This window comes from Nonomuraea sp. B19D2 (assembly GCF_040137845.1).
GTDB lineage: Bacteria > Actinomycetota > Actinomycetes > Streptosporangiales > Streptosporangiaceae > Nonomuraea.
Window position 1 is genome coordinate 18,903 of sequence record NZ_JBEFAK010000035.1, and the last position, 19,417, is coordinate 38,319.

Sequence of the window (19,417 nt, forward strand, 5' to 3'; positions counted from 1 at the left end):
TCGGTCGCATGAACGTGACACGGCTGCGTCTGATTGTTCGCTCGCTGCGCTCGCTCATCTACGGCCCCTCATCTCGGCCAGCAGCGGCCAGGAAGCCGCGTTCGTCCCGCGCAGGGTCAGGAAGTCGTCGAACAGCCGCGAATACAGCGCCTGGCGGGCGGGGGCGGGCTCGAGCGCGTCGCGCATGCGTACCCGCTCCGAGGCCGCCGCGGCGATGGACGGGGCGGCGCCGGTGGCGGCCAGCCCCACCAGGTACGCGCCCCGCGCGCCCACCTCGGCGTCGGCCGGGCGGCGCACGGGCAGCCCGGTGACGTCGGCGATCAGCTGGAGCCAGACGGTGTTGTTCGAGCCGCCGCCGCACACGCGCAGCTCCGTCGGCTCGGCGCCGGTGGCGGCCAGGCAGTCGCGGATGACCATGGTCAGCCCTTCGAGCGCCGCCCGCGCCACGTCCTCGCGGCCGTGCTCGAACGACATGCCCAGCAGCGACCCCCTGGCCAGCGGGTCGGAGAACGGCGCCCGCTCACCGGCGGGCGACAGATACGGCAGCAGCGTCAGCCCGCGCGCGCCCGGCTCACTCAGCAGGGCCAGGTCGCCCAGCTCGGCCGGGCCGTTCAGGCGCAGCATGCGGCAGGTCCACTGCACCACTTCCGTGCCCGCGAACGTGGGGAAGGCCCGCAGGTAGCCGCCGGGGATCGCGACCGTGATCCCGATCGGCTCGCCCTCCAGGTCGGCGGAGTCGACGATGATCTCGGTGCACAGCGTGGTGCCGAGGATGCCGCACGCCTGCCCGGCCCGCACCGCGCCCGCGCCCAGTGCCGTGGCGGCGATGTCGTACGGGGCCATCGCGACCGGTGTCCCGGCGGGCAGGCCGAGCGCCGAGGCCGCCTCCCGGGTCAGCTCGGCGACGTGGCCGGAGCGGATCGGGGGCAGCAGCCGCTCGGCCCACTCCGTTCCGAACATGGCAAGCAGCGAAGGGGAGTAAGCACGCGCCCGCAGGTCCATGAACGGCGCGGAGGCGTCGGACTCGTCGGCCACCAGCTCCCCGGTCAGCTTCGCGAATATCCAGCCGCCGCAGGTCAGCATGGTGCTCGACCGGTCGAGCCGTCCAGGATCGTTGGTGTGCAGCCAGGTCAGGATCGCGTGCGGCAGCCCGGACGCGGCCGAGGAGCCGTTCAGGCGGAAGGCCTCGGCCGCGACCCCGGAGCGGGTCCACACGTCCACGGTCGAGGCCGCCCTGGCGTCGTTCCACAGGATCGCGGGCCCGGTCGGCTCGCCCTTGGCGTCGACCAGCCAGCAGCCGTCGCCCTGCGCCGTCACGGCCACGAAGTCCACGTCGCCGTCCAGCTGGGCGGCGACCTCGCGCACGGTGGCGGCGACCGCCTCCCAGACGGCGCCCATGTCCTGCTCGGCATGGCCGGGCGCGGGCCGGGAGACCGTGGTCTCCCTCCTGGCGACGTACGCCTCCGCGCCCTCGGCGTCGTACCCGACTGCCTTGATGACCGTGGTCCCCGCGTCCACGCAGATGATCGCCATCAGGCCCTGCCGTGGGAGGTCCTCGACCGCCGCGACACGGAGTCGACGATCACCGCGAGCAGCAGCACCGCACCGGTGACCACGAACCTGATCGACGAGTCGAGGTTGAGCAGGGTGAGGCCGCTGGAGATCGACTGGATCACGATGATGCCGAGCAGCGCGCCGAACGCCGTCCCGCGCCCGCCGAACAGGCTCGTCCCGCCGATCACGGCCGCCGCGATGGCGTTGAGGTTGACGTCGCCCGTGCCGCTGGACTGGTTGGCCGCCGCGAGCCTGGCCGCGGCCAGGATGCCGCCGACCGCCGCGAACGTCGAGCAGAGCACGAACACCGAGGTGTAGATGGCCTTGACGTTGATGCCGGCCCGGCGGGCGGCCTCCACGTTGCCGCCCACGGCGTAGACGGCCCTGCCCCACTTCGTGCGCGACAGCAGGTAGTGCATGATCAGGACGAGCGCCACGAAGAAGACGAACATCCAGCCCACGCCGCGGGTCTGGCCCAGGTACCAGACCACGAACGCCAGCACCACCAGCAGCGCCACGCTCCTGGCGGCCAGCACCGACACGCTCCTGGCCGACAGCCCGGCCCTGCGCCGCTCCCTCGCGTGCAGGTAGCCGCTGGCGAACAGCCACACGGCGGCGATGACCGCGAACGTGTACGACAACCAGGCCGGGACGAAGTCGAGCTGCGCGAAGTTCACCAGGCCCGAGTCGAAGGGCAGGTTGATCGAGCCCTTGGTGCCCAGCACGTACAGCTGGAGACCGAGGAAGGCGAGCAGGCCGGCCAGCGTGATCACGAAGCTCGGCACGCCGAACCTGTTGAACAGCTGCCCGTACACCCAGCCGATGACCGCACCCATGATCACCGCGGCCGCGATGGCCAGCCAGACCGGCAGCCCCTCGCTCACGAACAGCACCGCGAGCACCGCGCCCGACAGCCCGCTGACCGAGCCCACCGACAGGTCGATCTGGCCCACGAGCAGCACGCACACGATGCCGAGCGCGATGATGCCGACGGCGGCGGACTCCAGCGTGAGGTTCACCAGGTTCGCGCTGGACAGGAAGACCGGGTTGAGGATCTGCAGCACCGTCCAGATGACCACGAGCCCGACCACGACGGGGATGACGCCCAGGTCGCCGCCGCGGGCCCGCTCGAGCACGTCGGTGAGCGCGCCGCGCAGCCCGTCGCGGTTCTGGAGCCGCTCGTCCTGGCGGTCTGTCGTCAATGTGCTCACGACTGAGCTCCCCTCTGAGCACGCCTGGACACCACGTTGTCGGTGGCGCCGGTGATGGCGGCGATGATGTCCTCGGTGGAGACCTGGTCCACGTCGAACACTCCGTTGTTGCGGCCGAGCCGCAGCACCGCGACGGTGTCGGCGACGGCCTTCACGTCCGCCATGTTGTGGCTGATCATGATGACGCCCAGGCCGTTCTCGCGCAGCCGCTCGACCAGGTTGAGCACCTCGGCCGTCTGCGCCACGCCGAGCGCGGCGGTGGGCTCGTCGAGGATGATGACCTTGGGGTCGCCGAGCAGCGACCTGGCGATGGCCACCGTCTGCCGCTGGCCGCCCGACAGTGCCGCGACGGGCACCCGTACGCTCGGGATCTTCGCGGAGAGCTGGCGGAGCAGCTCCCACGAGCGGGTCTCCATGGCCACGTCGTTGAGGCGCAGCGGACGGATCTCCTGGCCGAGGAACAGGTTCTGGATCACGTTGAGGTTCTCGCAGAGCGCCAGGTCCTGGAAGACCGTGGCGATGCCGAGCTTGTGCGCGGCGGCCGGGGTGGGGATCTCGACCTCGTTCCCCTCGAACGTGATCGTGCCCGCGTCCGGCGGGTGCACGCCGGAGAGGATCTTGACCAGCGTCGACTTGCCCGCGCCGTTGTCGCCCACGACGGCGACGACCTGGCCGGCCGCGACGTCGAGTTCGATGTCGGTGAGCGCGGCCACCGCGCCGAAGGTCTTGCTGATCCCGCGCAGGGACAGGACGGTCATCGGCGCTCTCCTACTTGATGCCGAGCTCTTCGCAGCCCTTGGCGTACTCGCCGGTGCAGACGTCGGCGGCCTTCATGATGCCGCTGTCGAACAGCACCTCCTTGATGTTCTCCTTGGTCACGACCGTGGGGACGAACAGCTCGGAGGGGGTGTTGTAGAGCGTGGTCTTACCTGCGGGCTTCTTGCCCTGCATGAACTCCCAGGCCGTGTTCGCCGCGGCCTCGGCCACGATCTTGATCGGCTTGGAGATGGTGTTGTACTGGTCGCCCGCGATGATGCGCTGCGCGGCGGCGACCTCGGCGTCGTTGCCGGTGACCGGGGGCACCTTCACGCCGGCGGCCTTGAACGCGGCGATCGAACCGCCGCCGGTGCCGTCGTTGGCCGCGACGACGCCCACGATCTGGTCCTTGAACTGCGTGATCTGGCCGCTGACCCAGGTCTGCGCCTTCTCCGGCTGCCAGTCGGGGGTGTCGTACTCGGCCAGCAGCTTGAAGCCGCTGGGGTCGACCGCGCTGTGGATGCCCTTCTTGATCAGACCGGCCGCCGCGTCCGTGGGGGAGCCGTTGACCTGGAGGATGCCGCCCTTGGCGTTCTCCTTCTTGAGGTGGTCGACCAGGGACTGGGCGATCATCTGGCCGATCTTCTCGTTGTCGAACGAGATGTAGTAGTCGGCGGGCGTGGCCGGGACCGGCCGGTCGTAGGCGATGACCGGCACCTGCTGCGACTGGGCCGACTTGACGATGGTGGCCGCGGCGGCGGAGTCGACCGGGTCGATCACGATGGCCTTGACGCCCTGGGCGAGCGCGGAGTTGGCCTGCTGCTGCTGCTTGGCGGCGTCGGAGTCGGCGTTCTGGTAGATGACCTGGCAGGTCGGGCAGAGCTGCTTCATCTTGGCCTCGAACAGCGGCTTGTCCTGCAGCTCGTACCGGGTGGAGGCCAGGTCCGGCATGAGGAAGGCCACCTTGGCGTTCTCGACGGCGCCGCCACCACCGGTGTTCCCGCCGCTGGAGCCGGCGCCGGAGCCGCACGCGGCCAGCGCCGAGCCTGCGAGCACTGCCACTGCGGCGAACGTGGAGGTCCGCATCTTCGCTCTGTTCACGGGTTTGTTCCTCACTTGCTACCGGGATTCATGACGCACTGCCCCCGAAACAGGACACGGCCCTCACAAAAGGGCACATCCTGTGGTGCGGCTCACGGTAGCGTGCCTTCTGAAACTTTGTCCAGCAAAGATGTTCAGACTTGGCGCGTGGCCGCGACCAGGCCCTCCGCGGTGGGGACGTCCGTGACGAGCTGGTTGAAGTAGCCGCCCTTGGCGCCCGCGACGATGGACAGCACCTTCTCGGCGCCCACCGCGACCGCGATGGTGGCCGGGATGCGGCGCAGCTCCTCGACCTTGGTGGCGACCAGGCGCTCGCTGCCGGGGTACGTGATCGGCTCGCCGTCCCGGTCGTAGACACGCATGCACACGTCGCCGACGGCCTGGCGCAGGCTGTCGGCGTCGCGCGGCATGAGGGCGGGCATCATCTGCCGCATCAGCGGGGCCGAGCCGACGCCGATGATGGCGCACTTGGCGTGCGCCCACAGGTCCATGACCCGGCGTACGGACGGCTCGTGCTGGAGCGAGTAGAACAGCTCGGGGCCGGGCAGCGCGGGCGCGTAGAGGTAGGCGGGCACGCCGCCGACGCGTTCGGCCAGGATGCGGGTGGTCTCGTTGGTCTGGAACCAGGGCTGCGGCTCCTCCTGGCCGCCCACCGCGGGTGCGATCGTGACGCCGGGATAGTGGCCGAGCCCTTCGCGGGCGCACTCGTAGACCGTGGTGCCCGACGAGACGAGCACGACGTCGCCTGACTCCAGCCCGACCCCCGCCAGCGCGCGGGCCACGGCGGGGGCCAGCCACGGGCCCAGGGTGGGGCCGCTGACCTTGGGGACCAGGTAGACGCGCTGCAACTGGAGCGCCTCCGCCACCTCGGCGGCCAGCGGGCCGTCCCCGAGCGTGGCCGGTCTGTGCACCTTGATCTCGACGATGCCCTGCTTGCGGGCCTCGGTCAGCAGCCGGCTCACCGTCGCTCTGGAGACGCCGAGCCGCTTGGCGATGTCGCCCTGGGTGGCCTCTTCCATGTAGTACTGCTGGGCCGCCGCGTACATCAGCTCCAGGGGGAACCTGGCCTGCGTCTCCGGTGCGACGTCGGCGGCATTCATGCGCGCGCTCCTGTACGTTGCGTGAACATTTTTTCTGAACTGATGCGCAAACGACTATATGGTGGGCCGCGTTCAGCGGTCCACCTAGGCTTGCTGCTCACTCTTCGCTTACGATTGGCTGCGCAAAGTAGCTGTCGTGGCGGGGAGGGGCAGTGTCCAAAGGGATGTTCGTCGCGGCGGCCATCGGTCTCGTGGCCGCGGGCATGGCGCCGCCTGCCCCCGCGGTGGCCAGGGTCCTCAAGTGCGACACGGTCGTGCAGGAGGAGGGCAGCGCCCTCGGCGTCGCCGCGTGCAGCAACCCCACGGGCGAGACCTGGATGTTCCGCGCCGTGGTGGTCTGCCGGCGCTCGCTCGACGTCCTGGGCGAGTGGGTGACGCTGCCGCCTGGCGCCTACGGGCAGTCCCAGGGATCCTGCGACAGTGCCGGCGCCGGCACCGTGGGCGTGGAGGAGCAGCTCGCCTGAGCGTCACGGGGGCGCGAGCAACTCGCCGGAGCCGCGGGCGATGAGGCGTACCGGCAGCTCGATGTGCTCAGGTGGGCCCGCGTCGCCGCGCAGGCGGCGGAACAGCAGCTCGGCCGCCACCCGGCCCATCCACGCCGGGTCCTGCGCCACCACGCTCACCTGCGGATGCAGCAGGTCGGCCAGCTCGAAGTCGTCGAACCCCACCAGCGCCACCCGCTGCCCGTCGAGCGCGCGCAGAGCGGTCACGGTGTAGCGGCCGTTGCCGGTGAACAGCGCGGACGGCGGATCGTCCAGTGCGAACATGCGGGCCAGGTCCGCGCGCACCGCCTCCAGCGCGGGCGGCCGCATCGACACCAGCCGCTCGTCGAACAGCCCGCCGAGCGCCTCGCGGTAGCCCTTGAGCCGTTCGGCGGCGGTGAAGATCCCCGGGGCGTCCCCGAGGAAGGCGATCCTGCGGTGGCCGTGGCTCATGAGGTGGCGGATCGCCTCCACGGCGCCGCCCACGTTGTCGGCGAGCACCGTGTCCACGTCGATCCCCGCCCCCGGCGGCCGGTCCGCGAACACCACCGGCGTACCGGCCTCCAACTCGGGACGCAGGTAGGTGTGGTCCTCACCGGCGGGCACCACGATCAGCCCGTCCACCCGGCGCGCGCAGAACGTCTCGACCAGCTCCCGTTCCCTGCCCGGCTCCTCGCCGGACGAGCCGCTCAGCAGCAGGCAGCCGTGCTCGATGACGACGTCCTCGACGGCCCGGCTCAGACCTGAGTAGAACGGGTCCGCCACGTCCTCGATGACGAGCCCGATCGTGGCGGTCCTGCCGCTGCGCAGCACCCGCGCGCTCTCGTTGCGGGTGTAGCCCAGCCGGTCGATGGCCGCGCGCACCCGCTCGGCCGTGGCCGGGTGGACGCCGGGCTCGCCGTTCACGACGCGCGAGACTGTCTTGAGCGCCACGCCCGCGGCCGAGGCGACGTCCTTCATCGTCGGTCTCACGCCAGGATCATGTCTCACTCCGACCTCGTAGACAACGTTGTCAGGGCGTTATGCGAGAGTGGTCCTCTATGTCGTTGAGATCTGCCGTGCTGGTCGCCGGGTTCGTACTGGCCGCGCTCAACCTGCGCCCCGCCATCGCGGGCGTCTCCCCGCTCCTCGACGAGATCATGAAAGACGTGGGCCTCTCACCGGCCGGCGGCGGCGCGGTCACCACGGTCATGGTGGTCTGCCTGGGCGTGTTCGGACCGGTCACGCCGCTGCTCGCGCGGCGCTTAGGGCTGGATCGCACGCTGCTGGCCGGCCTGCTCGTCATCGCGGCGGGCGTGGCGCTGCGCGGCCTCGACGGCGCGCCCGTGCTCTACCTCGGCTCCGCACTCGCCGCCACGGCGATAGCCGTCATGAACGTCTCCATGCCCGCCGTCGTCAAGCAGCACTTCCCCACCCGGGTCAACCTCCTGACCGGCGTCTATGTCGCCTCGGTGGTGGCCGGCGCCACCCTCGCCTCCGGGCTGGTCATCCCCGTCGAGCACGCCACGGGGTACGGCTGGCGCGGCGTCTCCGCGCTGCTCGCCGTGCCGGCCCTGCTGGCCGCGCTGCTCTGGCTGCCCCAGGCGCTGCGCAAGCAGGGCGGTGACCAGAACGGGCCGAGGCCGTTCGGCGCGGTGCTCAGGAGCCGCGTGACCTGGTACGTGACCGGGCTCATGGGCCTGCAGTCGCTGACCTTCTACGTCATGCTGGCCTGGCTGCCGACGATCTTCCTGGAGGCCGGGCTCCCCGCCGACCAGGCGGGATACCTGCTCAGCCTGACGAACCTCGTCCAGGTGGCCGCCTCGCTCGCGGTCCCCGTGCTGGCCGGCAGGCGGGAGTCGCAGGTGTCGTACGTGGTCGGCGCCGGCGTGCTGACCGTCCTGGGCTACCTCGGCGTGCTGCTGGCCCCGGCGACCGCCCCGTGGCTGTGGATGGTGGTGCTGGGGATCGGCCAGGAGGCCTCGTTCGCGCTGGCCCTGCTGATCATCGCGCTGCGGCCCGCCGATCCGGCCGCCGTGACCGCGCTGTCGGCCGTGGCGCAGTCCGTGGGGTACGTGATCGCGGCCCTGGGGCCGTTGCTGTTCGGGTTCCTCAGGCAGGTCTCCGGCGGCTGGTCGGTGCCGCTGACCGTGGGGCTGGGGGTGCTCGTCGTCCAGATCGCGGCTGGGTGGTTCGCGGGACGGCCTGCTACCTTAGGCAAGGCTAACCTATAGGGAGGTTCCAGCGTGCTGACCGAGGCGCTCCAGCGTCTTGCCGACGGGCGGGGCGGGGTCATCGGGGTCGAGCCTGACCTGGTCATCGAGCCCGACGAGAGCTGGACGCCGGTCACGGAGCTGTTGCGGGAGCCGTACGCGCTGCTCATCGAGCTGATCGACGAGACGGCCGCGCGCTGGAACGCGCCACGCCACGTCGGCGCGGCGCTGTTCTGGAAGACCTACAGCTACTGGCACACGCTGCCCATGGCGCTCGGGTGGGCGCTGGACGGGCGGGTGCCGATCATGCGGGTCGCGGACACGTACTTCAAGGTGTCGGACGCCGGGGTGACGGTCGCGGCGACGCGCGTGAGCTGGGGCTCCGGCGCCCATGTGATCGGCGAGGCGCTCGCCGAGTCGCAGCGGCCGCTGGTGAAGGCCATCGAGGCGGTGGCGAAGGTGGGCGAGCGCACGCTGTGGGGTTCCACGGCGGAGGCGTTCGCCCACCCGCTGACCTCGATCGTGCCCGGCGACTACATGCGGCTGCTGAAGGAGATCGGCGCGCCGGTCGACGGGCTGATCGAGCCCGCCGGCGACGGCTACTTCCGCAGGACCTGCTGCCTGTGGATCACACTGCCCGATGTCGAGCCCTGCGGAAGCTGCTGCGTGCTCAGGCCACCACGGCCTCGTCCAGCGGCCTGAGCTCGTCGGCGTAGCTCACCGAGACGCGGCGCATGACGCCGGTGTCGTCGATCGAGTACTGGCCGAGCCGCCACAGCGGCGGCGAGTAGGCGTGTATGGAGACGCTGCCGTCGATCGCGCCGTTGAGCCGGTGTATGTGGTCGGGCCCGAACGAGAACGACTGGCCCTCCGAGACCACGGTCTCCAGGTGCTCGCCGCCGATGCGGGGGTTGCACTCCAGTAGCGCGCCCTGCACCACGTGGACCGCTCCCGAGGAGATGTCGTGGTCGTGCCAGCCTGTGTCGTCCTCGGGGCGCCAGCACAGGAGCCAGACGTCCACGTACGCGTCGCGGTAGAGGGAGGCGTAGTGCCTTCCGCCCTCTTCCGGGAAGGCCACCTGGTCGCGCCACTCCTCGGGGTGGGCGGCCAGCTCGTTCACCAGCTCGCGCAGCTCGCGGCGGTCGAGGGTGCGCTCAGGTAGCTGGGCGCAGGTCCCCCCGTCCTTGATCTGGTTCGTGTTCACGTACGAGTCTCCCTTCTGGAAAGCAGACGACGGGGGTTCACGACCCGGATGGCGTGGCCGGCGGCCGCGCCGAGCCCGGGCTCGGGTGCTTTGGCGTAGGGGGCGTCGGAGCCGTTGACGACGACGTCGATGCCCAGCTCGCGGACGATCGCGTCGATCGCGCGCGGGCCGTAGGAGGAGGTCTCCACGAAGAAGTCCGGATCGACCAGGCCGCGGGTGCCGCCGCCCCTGGCGATCAGGCGCTCGGAGTGCAGCGGGGCCAGGCCCGCGAGCGCCGCGAAGCAGACGCGCAGCCTGGGGTGCCTGGGCCGCACCACGGCGTGGAAGTAGTGCCACGCGGCGTGCAACTGCTGCACGTACGGCACCACGGCGGGCCACCACGGCGGCGTGCCGGGAGCCGCGGCGGCGGGCCCGGGGTGGACGAACAGCGGCAGGTCGCTGTCCGTCAGCACCTCGAGCAGCCGGTCGTCCGGTACGGCCGTCGCCGGGATCTGCAGCCCGGTGAGGCCGCGGTCGAGGTCCTTGGCCAGGCGGTCGGGGTCGGGCTCGCTGAGGCACGTGGACGCCCAGGCCCCGAACGGCTCGCCCAGCGCGAGCGCGCCCTCGTGGTAGGCGTCGATCACCGGCCACGACTCCTCAGGCGGCAGGGACTCGATGCCGAGCGGGCTCGACATCGACACCAGCGCCAGCTCCAGGCCGGTGGTGTCCCTGCGGTCGTCGGGGTCGATCTCGTACGGGGATTCGCCGTCGAGGATCAGTGTCCAGCCGTCGACGTAAGGAGGGGAGGTGCGGGCGCGCAGGGCATCGACGAACGGGCGGGTCCACACATGCTGATGGATGTCGACGCGCACGGCCTCCTCCTCCCCCTATTCCCTACTAACATTACATGTTAACCGGCTGTGCTGGGCAACGGCTCCTGTGAACCGTTTCAGTGATACGATTCAGTGAACCGCTTCACATGCGGCTTGTCAACGGCTCCGGGAGGCGGCTGGCCGACAAGCCCGTGGCGGAAACTGGGGTTCTGTCGGTGTCACCGAATAGGGTGGCTGAATGCCTCGAAAGAGAGCCACGATCCGGGAGGTGGCTCAGGCCACGGGCCTGTCCCCCGCGGCCGTCTCCTATGCGCTGCGCGGCCTGCAGGTGTCCGAGGAGACCATGGAGCGGGTGCGTGCCGCAGCGGCCGAGCTCGGCTACGAGGCCGATCCCATCGCCAGGGCCCTGGCCAGCGGGCGCACCGGGATGATCGGCCTGCTCTGCGGCTCGCTGGAGGACCTCTGGCAGCAGTCCCTGGCGGTCGGCATCAGCAGAGGTCTGCGGGAGAAAGACCGTTATGCCCTGATCCTCGATGCGGTCGGCGATCCCGCCCGCGAGCGCGCCTTCGCCCAACGGCTCCGCGACCAGCGCGTTGACGGCCTGATCGTCCAGCCGATCGACCCGGCGGCGGCGTTCTGGGCCGAGTTGTGCGAGTCGCTGCCGGTGGTCGCGATCGGCGACTCGATCGCGGGCACGGCCGGGGAGGTCGTCTTCGACAACCGGCGCGGTGTGACGATGGCCCTGGAGCACCTGCGCGACCTCGGTCACCGCCGCGTCACGGTCCTCACCTCGACCAGGGCGAGCACGCCCGACCGGCCCGCCGACCTGCACGTCACGGCGGAGGCCGACCGGCTGGGGCTGGACATCGAGGTCGTCACCGCCCCGCACGGGCTGGCCGGCGCCACCTCGGCCGCCCGCGACCTGCTGGCCGCGCGGAGGCCGAGCGTGGTGTTCTGCTTCGCCGACTCGATCGCTTACGGGGTCTACGCGGCCGCTCAGGAGCTTGGGCTGTCCGTTCCCGGTGACGTGTCGGTCATGGGGTATGACGACCACCCGATGTCGGGGCTGCTCACGCCTGGGCTCACGACCGTCGATTGGGATATCGACGGGATCGTCCGGGCCGCGGTCCGGCTCATCTCGGCGGCGGCCGACGGCGGCACCCGACGACGGCGCGTCGTCCAGGCGCCCACACTCAGGGAACGGGGGTCGGTCGCCCGGGTGGGGTGACGGGGCTCGGCACTTGGGGCGCAGCGTGCGCGTCCCGGGGGCGTAGGACCGCACCATCGGCCGCCGTCGCAGGCGTCGCATGGTGCCGCGCCGTGCCCGCGTCCGGGCGGCGAGTGTCGTGCACGCGTCTGCGCGGCGCCGTCGCCAGGGGAGTCCCCAGAAGGGTCAGGTGGCTGGGTGGAGGGACAGGGCGCGGCGGGAGGTGGTGAGGTCGGCGGTGAGGGGGCGGTCCGGGGTGGGGCCGTGCAGGGCGCGGGTGGCGGCCGTGTGCTCGCAGGCCAGGACGATCTCCAAGGGCTCCAGGCAGCGCAGGGCGTGGCGGGCGGCCTGGGTGGCGAAGCCGGCGTGGTCCTCCGTGCCCAGGGAGATCACCGCCGTGCCCGTCGTCACGGGGTTGGCGAGGTGGCGGAGCTCGGCCAGGGCGTCCTGCGCCACGTACTCCAGGATCAGCAGCCCCGAGGCGCCAGGGCGGTCGGCGAGGAAGGGGTGGTGGCCGGTGTAGGCGGGGTCCATGAGGGTGGCCAGGCGGGCGGCGCTGAGCTGGGCCGTCTGTACGAGCGCGGCACGCAGCGAGTCGAGCGCCAGGGACACCGGTGCCGCGTGGAAGTTGCCGTTGTGCCAGGCCAGGGAGCCGGAGATGAGGGGGTTCTCGGTGGCGGCGTTGAGGTCGGTCTCGATCGCGGCGCCCGCCCGGCCGAGGGCGTCCATGGCGGCGCCGTGCACCTGGGCGAAGGCCCGGTACCCGTACGGGTCCTGCACGCGGGTCCCCAGCCCTTGGGCGAGCAGGCCGCGCAGGCGTGCCGCCACGGCGGCCTGGCCGGGTTGGGGACGGGCCTCCTGTACGGCCGCGGCCAGCGGCTCCGCCGAGGCGTGCACGGCGGTGAACGACATGGCGGCGACGTCGATGGCGGCCTCCAGGAGATGGCGGAGGCGGTGGCAGGCGATGGCGGCGTCGGCGAGCGTGGCGGCCCCCGAGCTGATGAACGGCAGCGCGTCCCCGGAGGCGAGCGGGAAGCGGGGCTGGTCAGGAGGGGATGGCGAGCGTTCGTGGTGCCAGGGGAGCTCGCCCAGCAGGCACAGGGCGGTGGTGGCCAGGGCCGTGAGGTCGCCGGTGCCGATGGCGCCGTACGTCTGGATCGGCGGGGTGAAGCCGGCGTTGACCGCGTCGGCCAGCACCGGGAGCACGGCCGGGTCGATGCCGGAGCCGCCCGCGAGGAGCTGGTTGAGCCGGACCACGAGCATGGCCCTGGCGCGGGCGGGCGAGATCAGCGGGCCGGCGCCGCACACATGGCTGCGGAGCAGGTCGAGGCCGGGCTCTTCGACGAGTACGCCCCTGTTGGCGCCCACGCCGGTGCTCCGCCCGTACACGGGGCCCTTGAGCTCCTGAGCGGTGGCCCACGCGGCCCGGGCCCGATCCAGAGAGGCGATCGTGACCCGGGCCCCGCCGTACGCGGCCTCGTGCACCTGCGCGCAGGTCAGGCCGGCACCGTCGAGCTCCACGTGGGGGTTCAGTCGCCGTCGGGAAGGATGAGGCCCAGCAGCCAGCTCACGACGCTGACGATGATCGCGCCCCAGAACGCGGCCGGGTAGAAGTTGTCGACGTGGAAGGGTATGTCGAGCTGGCCCGCGATCCAGCTCGTCAGCAGCAGCATGGCCGCGTTGATGACGAGCAGGAACAGGCCGAGGGTAAGGACGACGATCGCGCACCCGAGCGCCTTGACGATGGGCTTGACGATCGCGTTCACGAGGCCGAAGATCAACGCCACGATCAGCAGCACGCCCCAGTATTTGACCGAGTTGGCCGGGGCGTTTACCTCGATGCCGTCGAGGACCTGTACGGCGACCCAGAGGGCCACCGCCGCCGCGATGGTTCTGATGATGAATCTCACGCTGGTTGATCCTCCCACTTGAGATCGGCAATTCGATAGTGGCGCGGCCACTACGATTCCCCGCGATTACCGAGGGTAGTCACCGGTTATCGTCGGCCCAACTCGGGAAGGGGCGTCGAGGGGAGGGAGCGAGATGGACGCGAACGGGCTCGAGTCGTTGCCGGCCGATGAGTTGCACGATCGGGCGGTGCGTTACGCCGTACGCCACGGAGACCTGGGGTTTCTCTGGGACCTGCTGAAGGTGATCCCGGCCGCCGAGGCCGCCAGCGGTCATGGTTCCGAGACCGCCAACGACCTCAGCAGGGTCTCCGCGCTGCTCAGCGACGCCATCGCCTCCGGCGAGGGAGAGCTGGGCGAGGCGCTGCGCCCGATCTACATAGAGTATTTGCGGAAACATCCCGACGCCTGAGCGTGAGCGAAGGCTGAGGATGCGACTCCACATCGCCATGCGTGCCACCCTCCGTAGCCACTCGAGCGCGACCGGCTCACTCGGGGCCGCGGCGGGCGGCCCGCCGATGGGTGGTCAGCCCGCGAGGCGGGCTTCCGCGCCGCTGTAACCGGCGAAGCCGGGTGTGCTGATCTCCTGTCCGTCGCGAGTGATGATCATCGTCTGGTACGGCCCCGCCGCCGCCAGCTCGGTCGCGAAGCGCCTGGCCACGATGGGCCCCATGGCGTAGACGGCGGTGGCGTACGCGTCGGCCAGGCCGAGGTCGGGGCCGATCACGGTGACCGAACCGAGGCCCTCCTCGACCTGCCCCGTGTGCGGATTTACCACGGGCGCGCCGCCGGAGGTGGCGATGCCCAGGTCGTGGGCGAGGACGACCTTGCGTACCACGTCCTTGCGCGGGTCGCGGATGCCGACGCGCCAGCGTTTGCCGGGGGCGGCCGAGCCGCGCACCCGGATGTCGTCGCCCGCGCTGATGCGGTGGTCGCCCGCGCCTGCATTGACCAGGGCGCGGGACAGCCGCTCGAGCGCCCAGCCCTTGATGTAGCCCGACGGGTCGATGACGCCGTTGATGCGGGCCTCGAAATAGCCGTTGGTGGCCTCGCTGAGCTCGTCGCAGCGGTGGAGGACCTCGATGAGCTCGGGGACCTGCCTGATCGTCTGCCCGCGGTTGAGCCGGCCGATCTGGCTGTCCTCCCTGACCGGGCTGAAGGTGTCGTCCACCCATCTGAGCCAGGAGAACGCGTCATCCAGCAGGGGGACCAGCTCGCGCGCCGGGAGAGCGGTGCGGATGTCCACACTGACCGGCATGCCCATGACCATCTCGACACGGGCGCTTCCGGGGAAAGTCGTCACCTTGCCTCCTTGTCCGCAGCCCACCGTTGCAGATGAGGCGTAATGTGGACCTAAACCTTTTGCTGTGATTTGAAATGAATCTGTGATCTCGGCACAGCAAGGCGTGACAACGCCCCGCGTACGTACCTCTTGAACTGCCGTGGACCGGCCACCACCACATCGCGCTCGGCGATGTCGGGAATCTCACGGCTGAGGCCCGAGGCGCTCAGGCGCTCCTTGGCCCGGGGGTCGTGCTCCGCGCCCTCGACGAGGATGAGGCCGTAGCGGGCCTCCAGGTCGCGCAGCTCGTCGGTGGCGCGCTCGATCCGGTAAACCGCCACGGTGTCGGTCCCGCCGTCCAGGCGGGTCCGCAGGGCGGCCGGGTCGAGGCCGGCGGCGATCAGCAGGGTCGGCCTGGTCGTGGTGGGCGCCCGGTGGCTGCGGACCGCCATGACGGCCGCCATCGCGTACAGGATGAGCGAGCCCGCGCGGCTGAGCTCGGTCACGTACGCCGTGGAGCTGAACTCGTGGGCCACCAGCAGCGCGCCGGCGAGGTAGCCGCCGAGCCGCAGCCGCTGCCTGGCCTCCTCGGTGCGCAGGTAGTCGGCGGCCTTGACGGTGAGAAAGCCGAGCGCGACGAGCAGCGCCGCCGCGGCGTAGGCGGCCGGCCGCCACGGGTAGCCGAAACCCGGTTGGATCGCGCCGAACTCGGCTACCGCGACACCGCACCAGAAGAGGACGGGACCCGGGTTCGCATTCGCCTCGCTAGCCATGGCTATCACGATGCTGAATGAACATGAAAGGTTCCTGAGTAAGGTCTGAAACATGGCTAACGTGCGTGTTGAGCGAACAGAGGACGGCGGATTCCGGGCCACGAACGCCCGCGGCGCCGAGGTACGGATGGGCGGCGGGGACGAGGACGGAGTGTTCACCCCCGTGGAGTTGCTGCTGGCGGCGGTGGGCGGATGCAACATCGTGACCGTCGAGCCGCTCACCGCCAAGCGCGGCCACCGCCTGGTGCGGCTGGCGATGACGGTGCAGGCCGAGAAGGTCGAGCCGAGCAAGCTCGGTCCGGTCACCGTCACGTACGAGGTGGAGCTGCCCTCGGAGGAGGCCGGCGAGGTGTTCAGGGCGGTCGCGGAGCGGGTGCACGAGAAGTACTGCACGGTGAGCAGATCGTTGCAGGAAGGCACAGAGGTTCGGCTGGAGGTTCCCTAGTCGGATAAAACAGATATTCGACCCCGTCATGACGCGACCGTTGCATTCGTCTCGGTAGCGTTGTAGCAGGTCAAGAGACCAGCGAACCTTCACCGAAGCGGACGCGGAGGGGGACCGCGGTTCGCTAAGTGCGGGACCGCCGGCGTTTTTGGGGGAAGATGCCGGCCTGGACCGCCGCCGATCGGGCCGGGCAGCTTTGGGGGAACTGCCCGGCCCGATCTATGCGTATCCTCCGGTTTCGTGAAGAAGGTTCTCATTGACTGCGACCCCGGCATCGACGACGCGCTCGCCCTGGCCCTGGCGGCCGGATCCCCTTCCCTCGACGTGGTGGGCGTCACCACGGTGGGCGGCAACGTCGACCTCCCCCTGACCACGGCGAACGCGCTGGCCCTGAGAGAGTTCCTGGAGCTCGGCGATGTCCCGGTGACGCCGGGCAGCGCCGGCGCCCTGCTGCGCGAGACAGTGCGCGCCGCCCGCGTGCACGGGACCACGGGCCTGGGCGGCGTGGTCCTGCCCGCGCCAAGCCGGGGCCCGTCGGACGGGCACGCGGTCGACTTCATCGTGGACACCCTGAAGGCCGCCCCGGGCGAGATCACGCTGGTGGCCGTGGGACCGCTGACCAACATCGCCCTCGCCGTACGCCGCGAGCCCCGCGTCGTGGAGTGGGCCCGCGACCTGGTCATCATGGGCGGCTCGTTCACGCGTGGCAACCACAATCCGGCCGCCGAGTTCAACATGCTGGCCGACCCCGAGGCGGCCGCCATCGTCTTCGACGCCGGGTGGACGGTGAAGATGCTGGGCCTGGACGTGACGCTGACCGCCATGGTGACCGCGGAGGTGCTCGACCGGATGCGTCCCCTGGGGAGGCTGGCCGAGCTGCTGGTGCCCGCCGCGCAGTTCTACGGGGTGGTGACGGCCGACGGCGGCCCGGCCATCCACGACGCATGCGCGGTGGCGTACGTGCTGGATCCCTCTCTTTTCACCTGCGTGCCGGCCGTGGTGAACGTGGAGACGGCCGGGCGTTACACGCGGGGGATGACCGTGACGGACTTCAAGGTGACCGCCCAGGACTCGAACGCGCTCGTGGCTACCTCGATGGACGTGAAGGGGTTCTGGGAGCTGGTTCTGGGGGCGTATGAGGGGTTGGCGGGGCGGCTCGGATGATGTGCAGGCAGTGCTCGGCGGCTGATACAGTTACATCTGTTGCGCCGCTAGCTCAGTTGGTCAGAGCAGCTGACTCTTAATCAGCGGGTCCGGGGTTCGAGTCCCTGGCGGCGCACAGCGAGAAACCCCAGTTCGGTATTTTCCGAGCTGGGGTTATTTCGTTGGGCCGCCGAAGTAACCAGGACCCAGCCCCTTGCGCCGGGCGTAGGCTCACCGTTGTGCCCGAGCCGATCATGCGCCCCACCGCCCGCATCCTCCTCCTCGACAGCCATGACCGGATCCTGCTCTTCCAGGGGCGGGGACCGACCACGAACCCGGATCTGGCCTGGTTCACCCCGGGTGGCGGAGTCCACGCGGGAGAGAGCGTGCTGGTCGCCGCCGCCCGCGAACTACGGGAGGAGACTGGCCTGCAGGCCAGACCGGAGGAGTTCGGGCCTGTCGTCGCCGTCAGTGAGGGCTACTGGATCGGCTCCGACGACACCCTCTACTACGCCACCGACCACTACTTCCTACTCCGCACCCAGACCGTGACCGTGGACCTGTCGGCGATGGAGGAGCTCGAACGCTCCCTGCTGGCCACGTACCGCTGGTGGACCTTGGACGAGCTGCGCGCCACCACTGAACTGGTCCTCCCCGTGAACCTTCCGCGCCTGCTGGAACGCCTGCTCGCCGGGGACGTCCCGACGGATCCGGTCCTGGTGGCCTGGGACCGCTGAGCGGTTCCCGGGCTCTTTCTGGGCCATGGTCATCGCGCGGGTAGCCCTCGGCGACGGCGATCTCGGCCATATCCTCGCCCTAGGACACGCGGGGTGAGAGGAGCGGGATGCAGACATTCACGAGCTGGCCGTCCTGGGCGCAGGCGGAAGGACCGCTGAACAGGGCGCTTCCGCCGGAGACCGTGGGAGCCCTGCGCGCCGCGGTGGCCTTCGCCCGCGACAAGCATGGCGTGCAGCAGCGGCCCACCGGGCGCCCGTACCTCGAGCATCTGCTGGAGGCGCTGGAGGTGGCCGTGGCCGGCGCCGGGGTGAGCGACAGGGACGTGCTGGTGGCGATCGTGCTGCACGACGTGCTGGAGGACACGCCGTGCACGCAGGCGGAGATCGTACGGCGGTTCGGCCCGCGCGTGGCGGAGCTCGTGAGGTGGGTGACCAAGCCCCAGGGCATCGCGAAGGCCGACTACCTGGGCTCCCTCGTCAAGGCGCCGCCCCAGGCCGTGCTCGTGAAGCTGGCCGACCGGGTGAGCAACGTGCAGGAGCTGCAGCGGATGCCGTGGCGGTTCCAGCGGCGCTACTACCTGGAGACCGTGGCCTACATCATGCCGCTGGCCGGCGCCCATCCCTGGTTCGCCACCTGGTACGGGGAGTGGCGCAGGCGCTGGCATCCCCGCGTGGAGCGCCTGTCCGCCTACTAGCCGATCCTGGCCACGCGGTTGCGTACGCCCTGGAAATGGGCGTGTACGGCGGCCACGGCGGCGGCCCGGTCGCCGCTCAGGACGGCCGTGTAGATGTCGCGATGGCGCCTGACCACGTCGCCCGGCGGCTCGTCCGGCGCGCCCAGCTCGTCGCGGAGCTGGTAGTACACGTCCCAGAACGCGCCGAGGAGCTGGCTCACCAGGGGATTGCCGAGCGGCCGGTAGAGGAGGTCGTGGAAGAGGCGGTCGGTCTCGGGAGAGACGGGGCCGGCCTGCGCCTCGGACTCCATCCTGGCGATGACGTCGGCGATCGGCGTCAGGTCGGCCTCGGGCCCAAGCTCGATGAGGCGCTCCACGAGGCCGGACTCCAGGATCTCGCGGATCTCGACGAGGTGCGCCAGGTGGTTCTTGCCGTTCTGCAGCGTGATGCGGCTGTGGAAGGCCAGCTCGTCCACCAGCCCCGCCAGCGACATGCGGCCCACGAACATGCCGAACCCGTGGCGGATCTCCACGATGCCGACCGCCTGCAGGGCCTTGAGCGCCTCCCTGATCGAGTTGCGGCTGACCCGCAGCTCCTCCATGAGCTCCGACTCTGTGGGCAGCGGGTCGCCGGCCACCAGCCCGCGCTGGACGATCAGGTCCTTGACGCCCTCCTGGGCCTCGACGGCACGGCTCAGCCGCGCCGGACGCGGGACAGCGGTCATGGAAGATCCTTTCGTCGTAGGTAACAATCCTGAAATCTTCTGTTGACCTCAAGCATGGGCTGCGTTTAGCGTCCACTTTACGCAAAACATAGGACATGGGATGTCCCATGTA

22 protein-coding genes and 1 tRNA gene are annotated in these 19,417 nt (G+C 70.6%); 10 read left to right on the forward strand and 13 right to left on the reverse strand.

Translation table 11 applies throughout. The features are described from left to right. Nucleotides 1-54: 54 nt before the first annotated feature. The 5 genes from ABN273_RS42485 to ABN273_RS42505 form a co-directional block, all read right to left on the reverse strand. A complete protein-coding gene (locus tag ABN273_RS42485) occupies nucleotides 55-1,533 on the reverse strand; it encodes an FGGY family carbohydrate kinase (RefSeq protein ID WP_349455140.1) in 1,479 nt (492 codons plus the stop codon). Next, nucleotides 1,533-2,765 (reverse strand): sugar ABC transporter permease, encoded by a 1,233-nt coding sequence (locus ABN273_RS42490; protein WP_349455142.1) that lies wholly within the window; start codon nucleotides 2,763-2,765, stop codon nucleotides 1,533-1,535. Before ABN273_RS42490 ends, ABN273_RS42485 begins: the two co-directional genes overlap by 1 nt. Further along, on the reverse strand, nucleotides 2,762-3,523 hold the full coding sequence (locus ABN273_RS42495; RefSeq protein ID WP_349455144.1) for an ATP-binding cassette domain-containing protein: 762 nt from the start codon (nucleotides 3,521-3,523) through the stop codon (nucleotides 2,762-2,764). Before ABN273_RS42495 ends, ABN273_RS42490 begins: the two co-directional genes overlap by 4 nt. A 10-nt stretch (nucleotides 3,524-3,533) precedes the next feature. Next, nucleotides 3,534-4,622, reverse strand: coding sequence for an ABC transporter substrate-binding protein (locus ABN273_RS42500; protein ID WP_349455145.1), 1,089 nt, complete (start codon nucleotides 4,620-4,622; stop codon nucleotides 3,534-3,536). 134 nt (nucleotides 4,623-4,756) lie between these two features. Continuing rightward, entirely contained in the window at nucleotides 4,757-5,722 is a 966-nt protein-coding gene (locus ABN273_RS42505; protein WP_349455147.1) for a sugar-binding transcriptional regulator, read from the reverse strand. Between the two features lie 152 nt (nucleotides 5,723-5,874). Between ABN273_RS42505 and ABN273_RS42510 the strand changes: the two genes are divergently transcribed. Then, nucleotides 5,875-6,186: a hypothetical protein gene (locus ABN273_RS42510; protein WP_349455148.1), complete on the forward strand. Its 312-nt coding sequence runs from the start codon at nucleotides 5,875-5,877 to the stop codon at nucleotides 6,184-6,186. A 3-nt stretch (nucleotides 6,187-6,189) separates the two neighbouring features. Here the strand turns inward: ABN273_RS42510 and ABN273_RS42515 are convergent, their stop codons facing one another. Continuing rightward, nucleotides 6,190-7,176: a LacI family DNA-binding transcriptional regulator gene (locus tag ABN273_RS42515; RefSeq protein WP_502911214.1), complete on the reverse strand. Its 987-nt coding sequence runs from the start codon at nucleotides 7,174-7,176 to the stop codon at nucleotides 6,190-6,192. 68 nt (nucleotides 7,177-7,244) lie between these two features. On the opposite strand from ABN273_RS42515, the gene ABN273_RS42520 reads away from it, so the two are divergent. Next, nucleotides 7,245-8,417, forward strand: a complete 1,173-nt coding sequence (locus ABN273_RS42520; protein WP_349455149.1) for a CynX/NimT family MFS transporter — start codon at nucleotides 7,245-7,247, stop codon at nucleotides 8,415-8,417. A gap of 12 nt (nucleotides 8,418-8,429) precedes the next feature. After that, complete coding sequence (locus ABN273_RS42525) at nucleotides 8,430-9,098, forward strand: hypothetical protein (RefSeq protein WP_349455151.1); 669 nt, start codon at nucleotides 8,430-8,432, stop codon at nucleotides 9,096-9,098. Here the strand turns inward: ABN273_RS42525 and ABN273_RS42530 are convergent. Together ABN273_RS42530 and ABN273_RS42535 are read right to left on the reverse strand one after the other, a co-directional pair. Next, nucleotides 9,067-9,600 carry a cysteine dioxygenase gene (locus ABN273_RS42530; protein WP_349455152.1) on the reverse strand — a complete coding sequence of 178 codons (534 nt, stop codon included), beginning with the start codon at nucleotides 9,598-9,600 and terminating at the stop codon, nucleotides 9,067-9,069. The two genes, ABN273_RS42525 and ABN273_RS42530, sit on opposite strands and share 32 nt — an antisense overlap. Next, entirely contained in the window at nucleotides 9,597-10,451 is an 855-nt protein-coding gene (locus ABN273_RS42535) for an amidohydrolase family protein (RefSeq protein ID WP_349455154.1), read from the reverse strand. Before ABN273_RS42535 ends, ABN273_RS42530 begins: the two co-directional genes overlap by 4 nt. 199 nt (nucleotides 10,452-10,650) lie before the next feature. Here ABN273_RS42535 and ABN273_RS42540 point away from each other — a divergent pair, with 199 nt between their 5' ends. After that, nucleotides 10,651-11,640 carry a LacI family DNA-binding transcriptional regulator gene (locus ABN273_RS42540; RefSeq protein WP_349455155.1) on the forward strand — a complete coding sequence of 330 codons (990 nt, stop codon included), beginning with the start codon at nucleotides 10,651-10,653 and terminating at the stop codon, nucleotides 11,638-11,640. Between the two features lie 165 nt (nucleotides 11,641-11,805). Here ABN273_RS42540 and ABN273_RS42545 read toward each other — a convergent pair whose 3' ends face one another. Then, nucleotides 11,806-13,140: an aromatic amino acid lyase gene (locus ABN273_RS42545; protein WP_349455157.1), complete on the reverse strand. Its 1,335-nt coding sequence runs from the start codon at nucleotides 13,138-13,140 to the stop codon at nucleotides 11,806-11,808. Between the two features lie 8 nt (nucleotides 13,141-13,148). Next, nucleotides 13,149-13,529, reverse strand: a complete 381-nt coding sequence (locus tag ABN273_RS42550; protein WP_349455158.1) for a phage holin family protein — start codon at nucleotides 13,527-13,529, stop codon at nucleotides 13,149-13,151. Between the two features lie 133 nt (nucleotides 13,530-13,662). Here ABN273_RS42550 and ABN273_RS42555 point away from each other — a divergent pair, with 133 nt between their 5' ends. After that, nucleotides 13,663-13,938: a hypothetical protein gene (locus tag ABN273_RS42555; RefSeq protein ID WP_349455159.1), complete on the forward strand. Its 276-nt coding sequence runs from the start codon at nucleotides 13,663-13,665 to the stop codon at nucleotides 13,936-13,938. A 114-nt stretch (nucleotides 13,939-14,052) separates the two neighbouring features. On the opposite strand, the gene ABN273_RS42560 is transcribed toward ABN273_RS42555, so the two are convergent. Then, nucleotides 14,053-14,829: an FAD:protein FMN transferase gene (locus ABN273_RS42560; protein WP_349455160.1), complete on the reverse strand. Its 777-nt coding sequence runs from the start codon at nucleotides 14,827-14,829 to the stop codon at nucleotides 14,053-14,055. A gap of 50 nt (nucleotides 14,830-14,879) precedes the next feature. Beyond that, nucleotides 14,880-15,581, reverse strand: a complete 702-nt coding sequence (locus tag ABN273_RS42565; RefSeq protein ID WP_349455161.1) for a ferredoxin reductase domain-containing protein — start codon at nucleotides 15,579-15,581, stop codon at nucleotides 14,880-14,882. A gap of 52 nt (nucleotides 15,582-15,633) precedes the next feature. On the opposite strand from ABN273_RS42565, the gene ABN273_RS42570 reads away from it, so the two are divergent. The 5 genes from ABN273_RS42570 to ABN273_RS42590 all read left to right on the forward strand — a co-directional run bounded on the left by ABN273_RS42570 (nucleotide 15,634) and on the right by ABN273_RS42590 (nucleotide 18,601). Then, nucleotides 15,634-16,026, forward strand: a complete 393-nt coding sequence (locus tag ABN273_RS42570; protein ID WP_344991294.1) for an OsmC family protein — start codon at nucleotides 15,634-15,636, stop codon at nucleotides 16,024-16,026. Nucleotides 16,027-16,266: 240 nt separating this feature from the next. Continuing rightward, nucleotides 16,267-17,190: a nucleoside hydrolase gene (locus ABN273_RS42575; protein WP_349455162.1), complete on the forward strand. Its 924-nt coding sequence runs from the start codon at nucleotides 16,267-16,269 to the stop codon at nucleotides 17,188-17,190. Nucleotides 17,191-17,231: 41 nt separating this feature from the next. Continuing rightward, nucleotides 17,232-17,305: transfer RNA gene (locus ABN273_RS42580), tRNA-Lys, on the forward strand. Nucleotides 17,306-17,408: 103 nt separating this feature from the next. Next, complete coding sequence (locus ABN273_RS42585) at nucleotides 17,409-17,906, forward strand: NUDIX hydrolase (protein ID WP_349455163.1); 498 nt, start codon at nucleotides 17,409-17,411, stop codon at nucleotides 17,904-17,906. A gap of 107 nt (nucleotides 17,907-18,013) precedes the next feature. Next, a complete protein-coding gene (locus tag ABN273_RS42590) occupies nucleotides 18,014-18,601 on the forward strand; it encodes an HD domain-containing protein (protein ID WP_349455164.1) in 588 nt (195 codons plus the stop codon). Here ABN273_RS42590 and ABN273_RS42595 read toward each other — a convergent pair. After that, nucleotides 18,598-19,305: a FadR/GntR family transcriptional regulator gene (locus tag ABN273_RS42595; protein WP_349455165.1), complete on the reverse strand. Its 708-nt coding sequence runs from the start codon at nucleotides 19,303-19,305 to the stop codon at nucleotides 18,598-18,600. The two genes, ABN273_RS42590 and ABN273_RS42595, sit on opposite strands and share 4 nt — an antisense overlap. Between the last annotated feature and the right edge of the window lie 112 nt (nucleotides 19,306-19,417).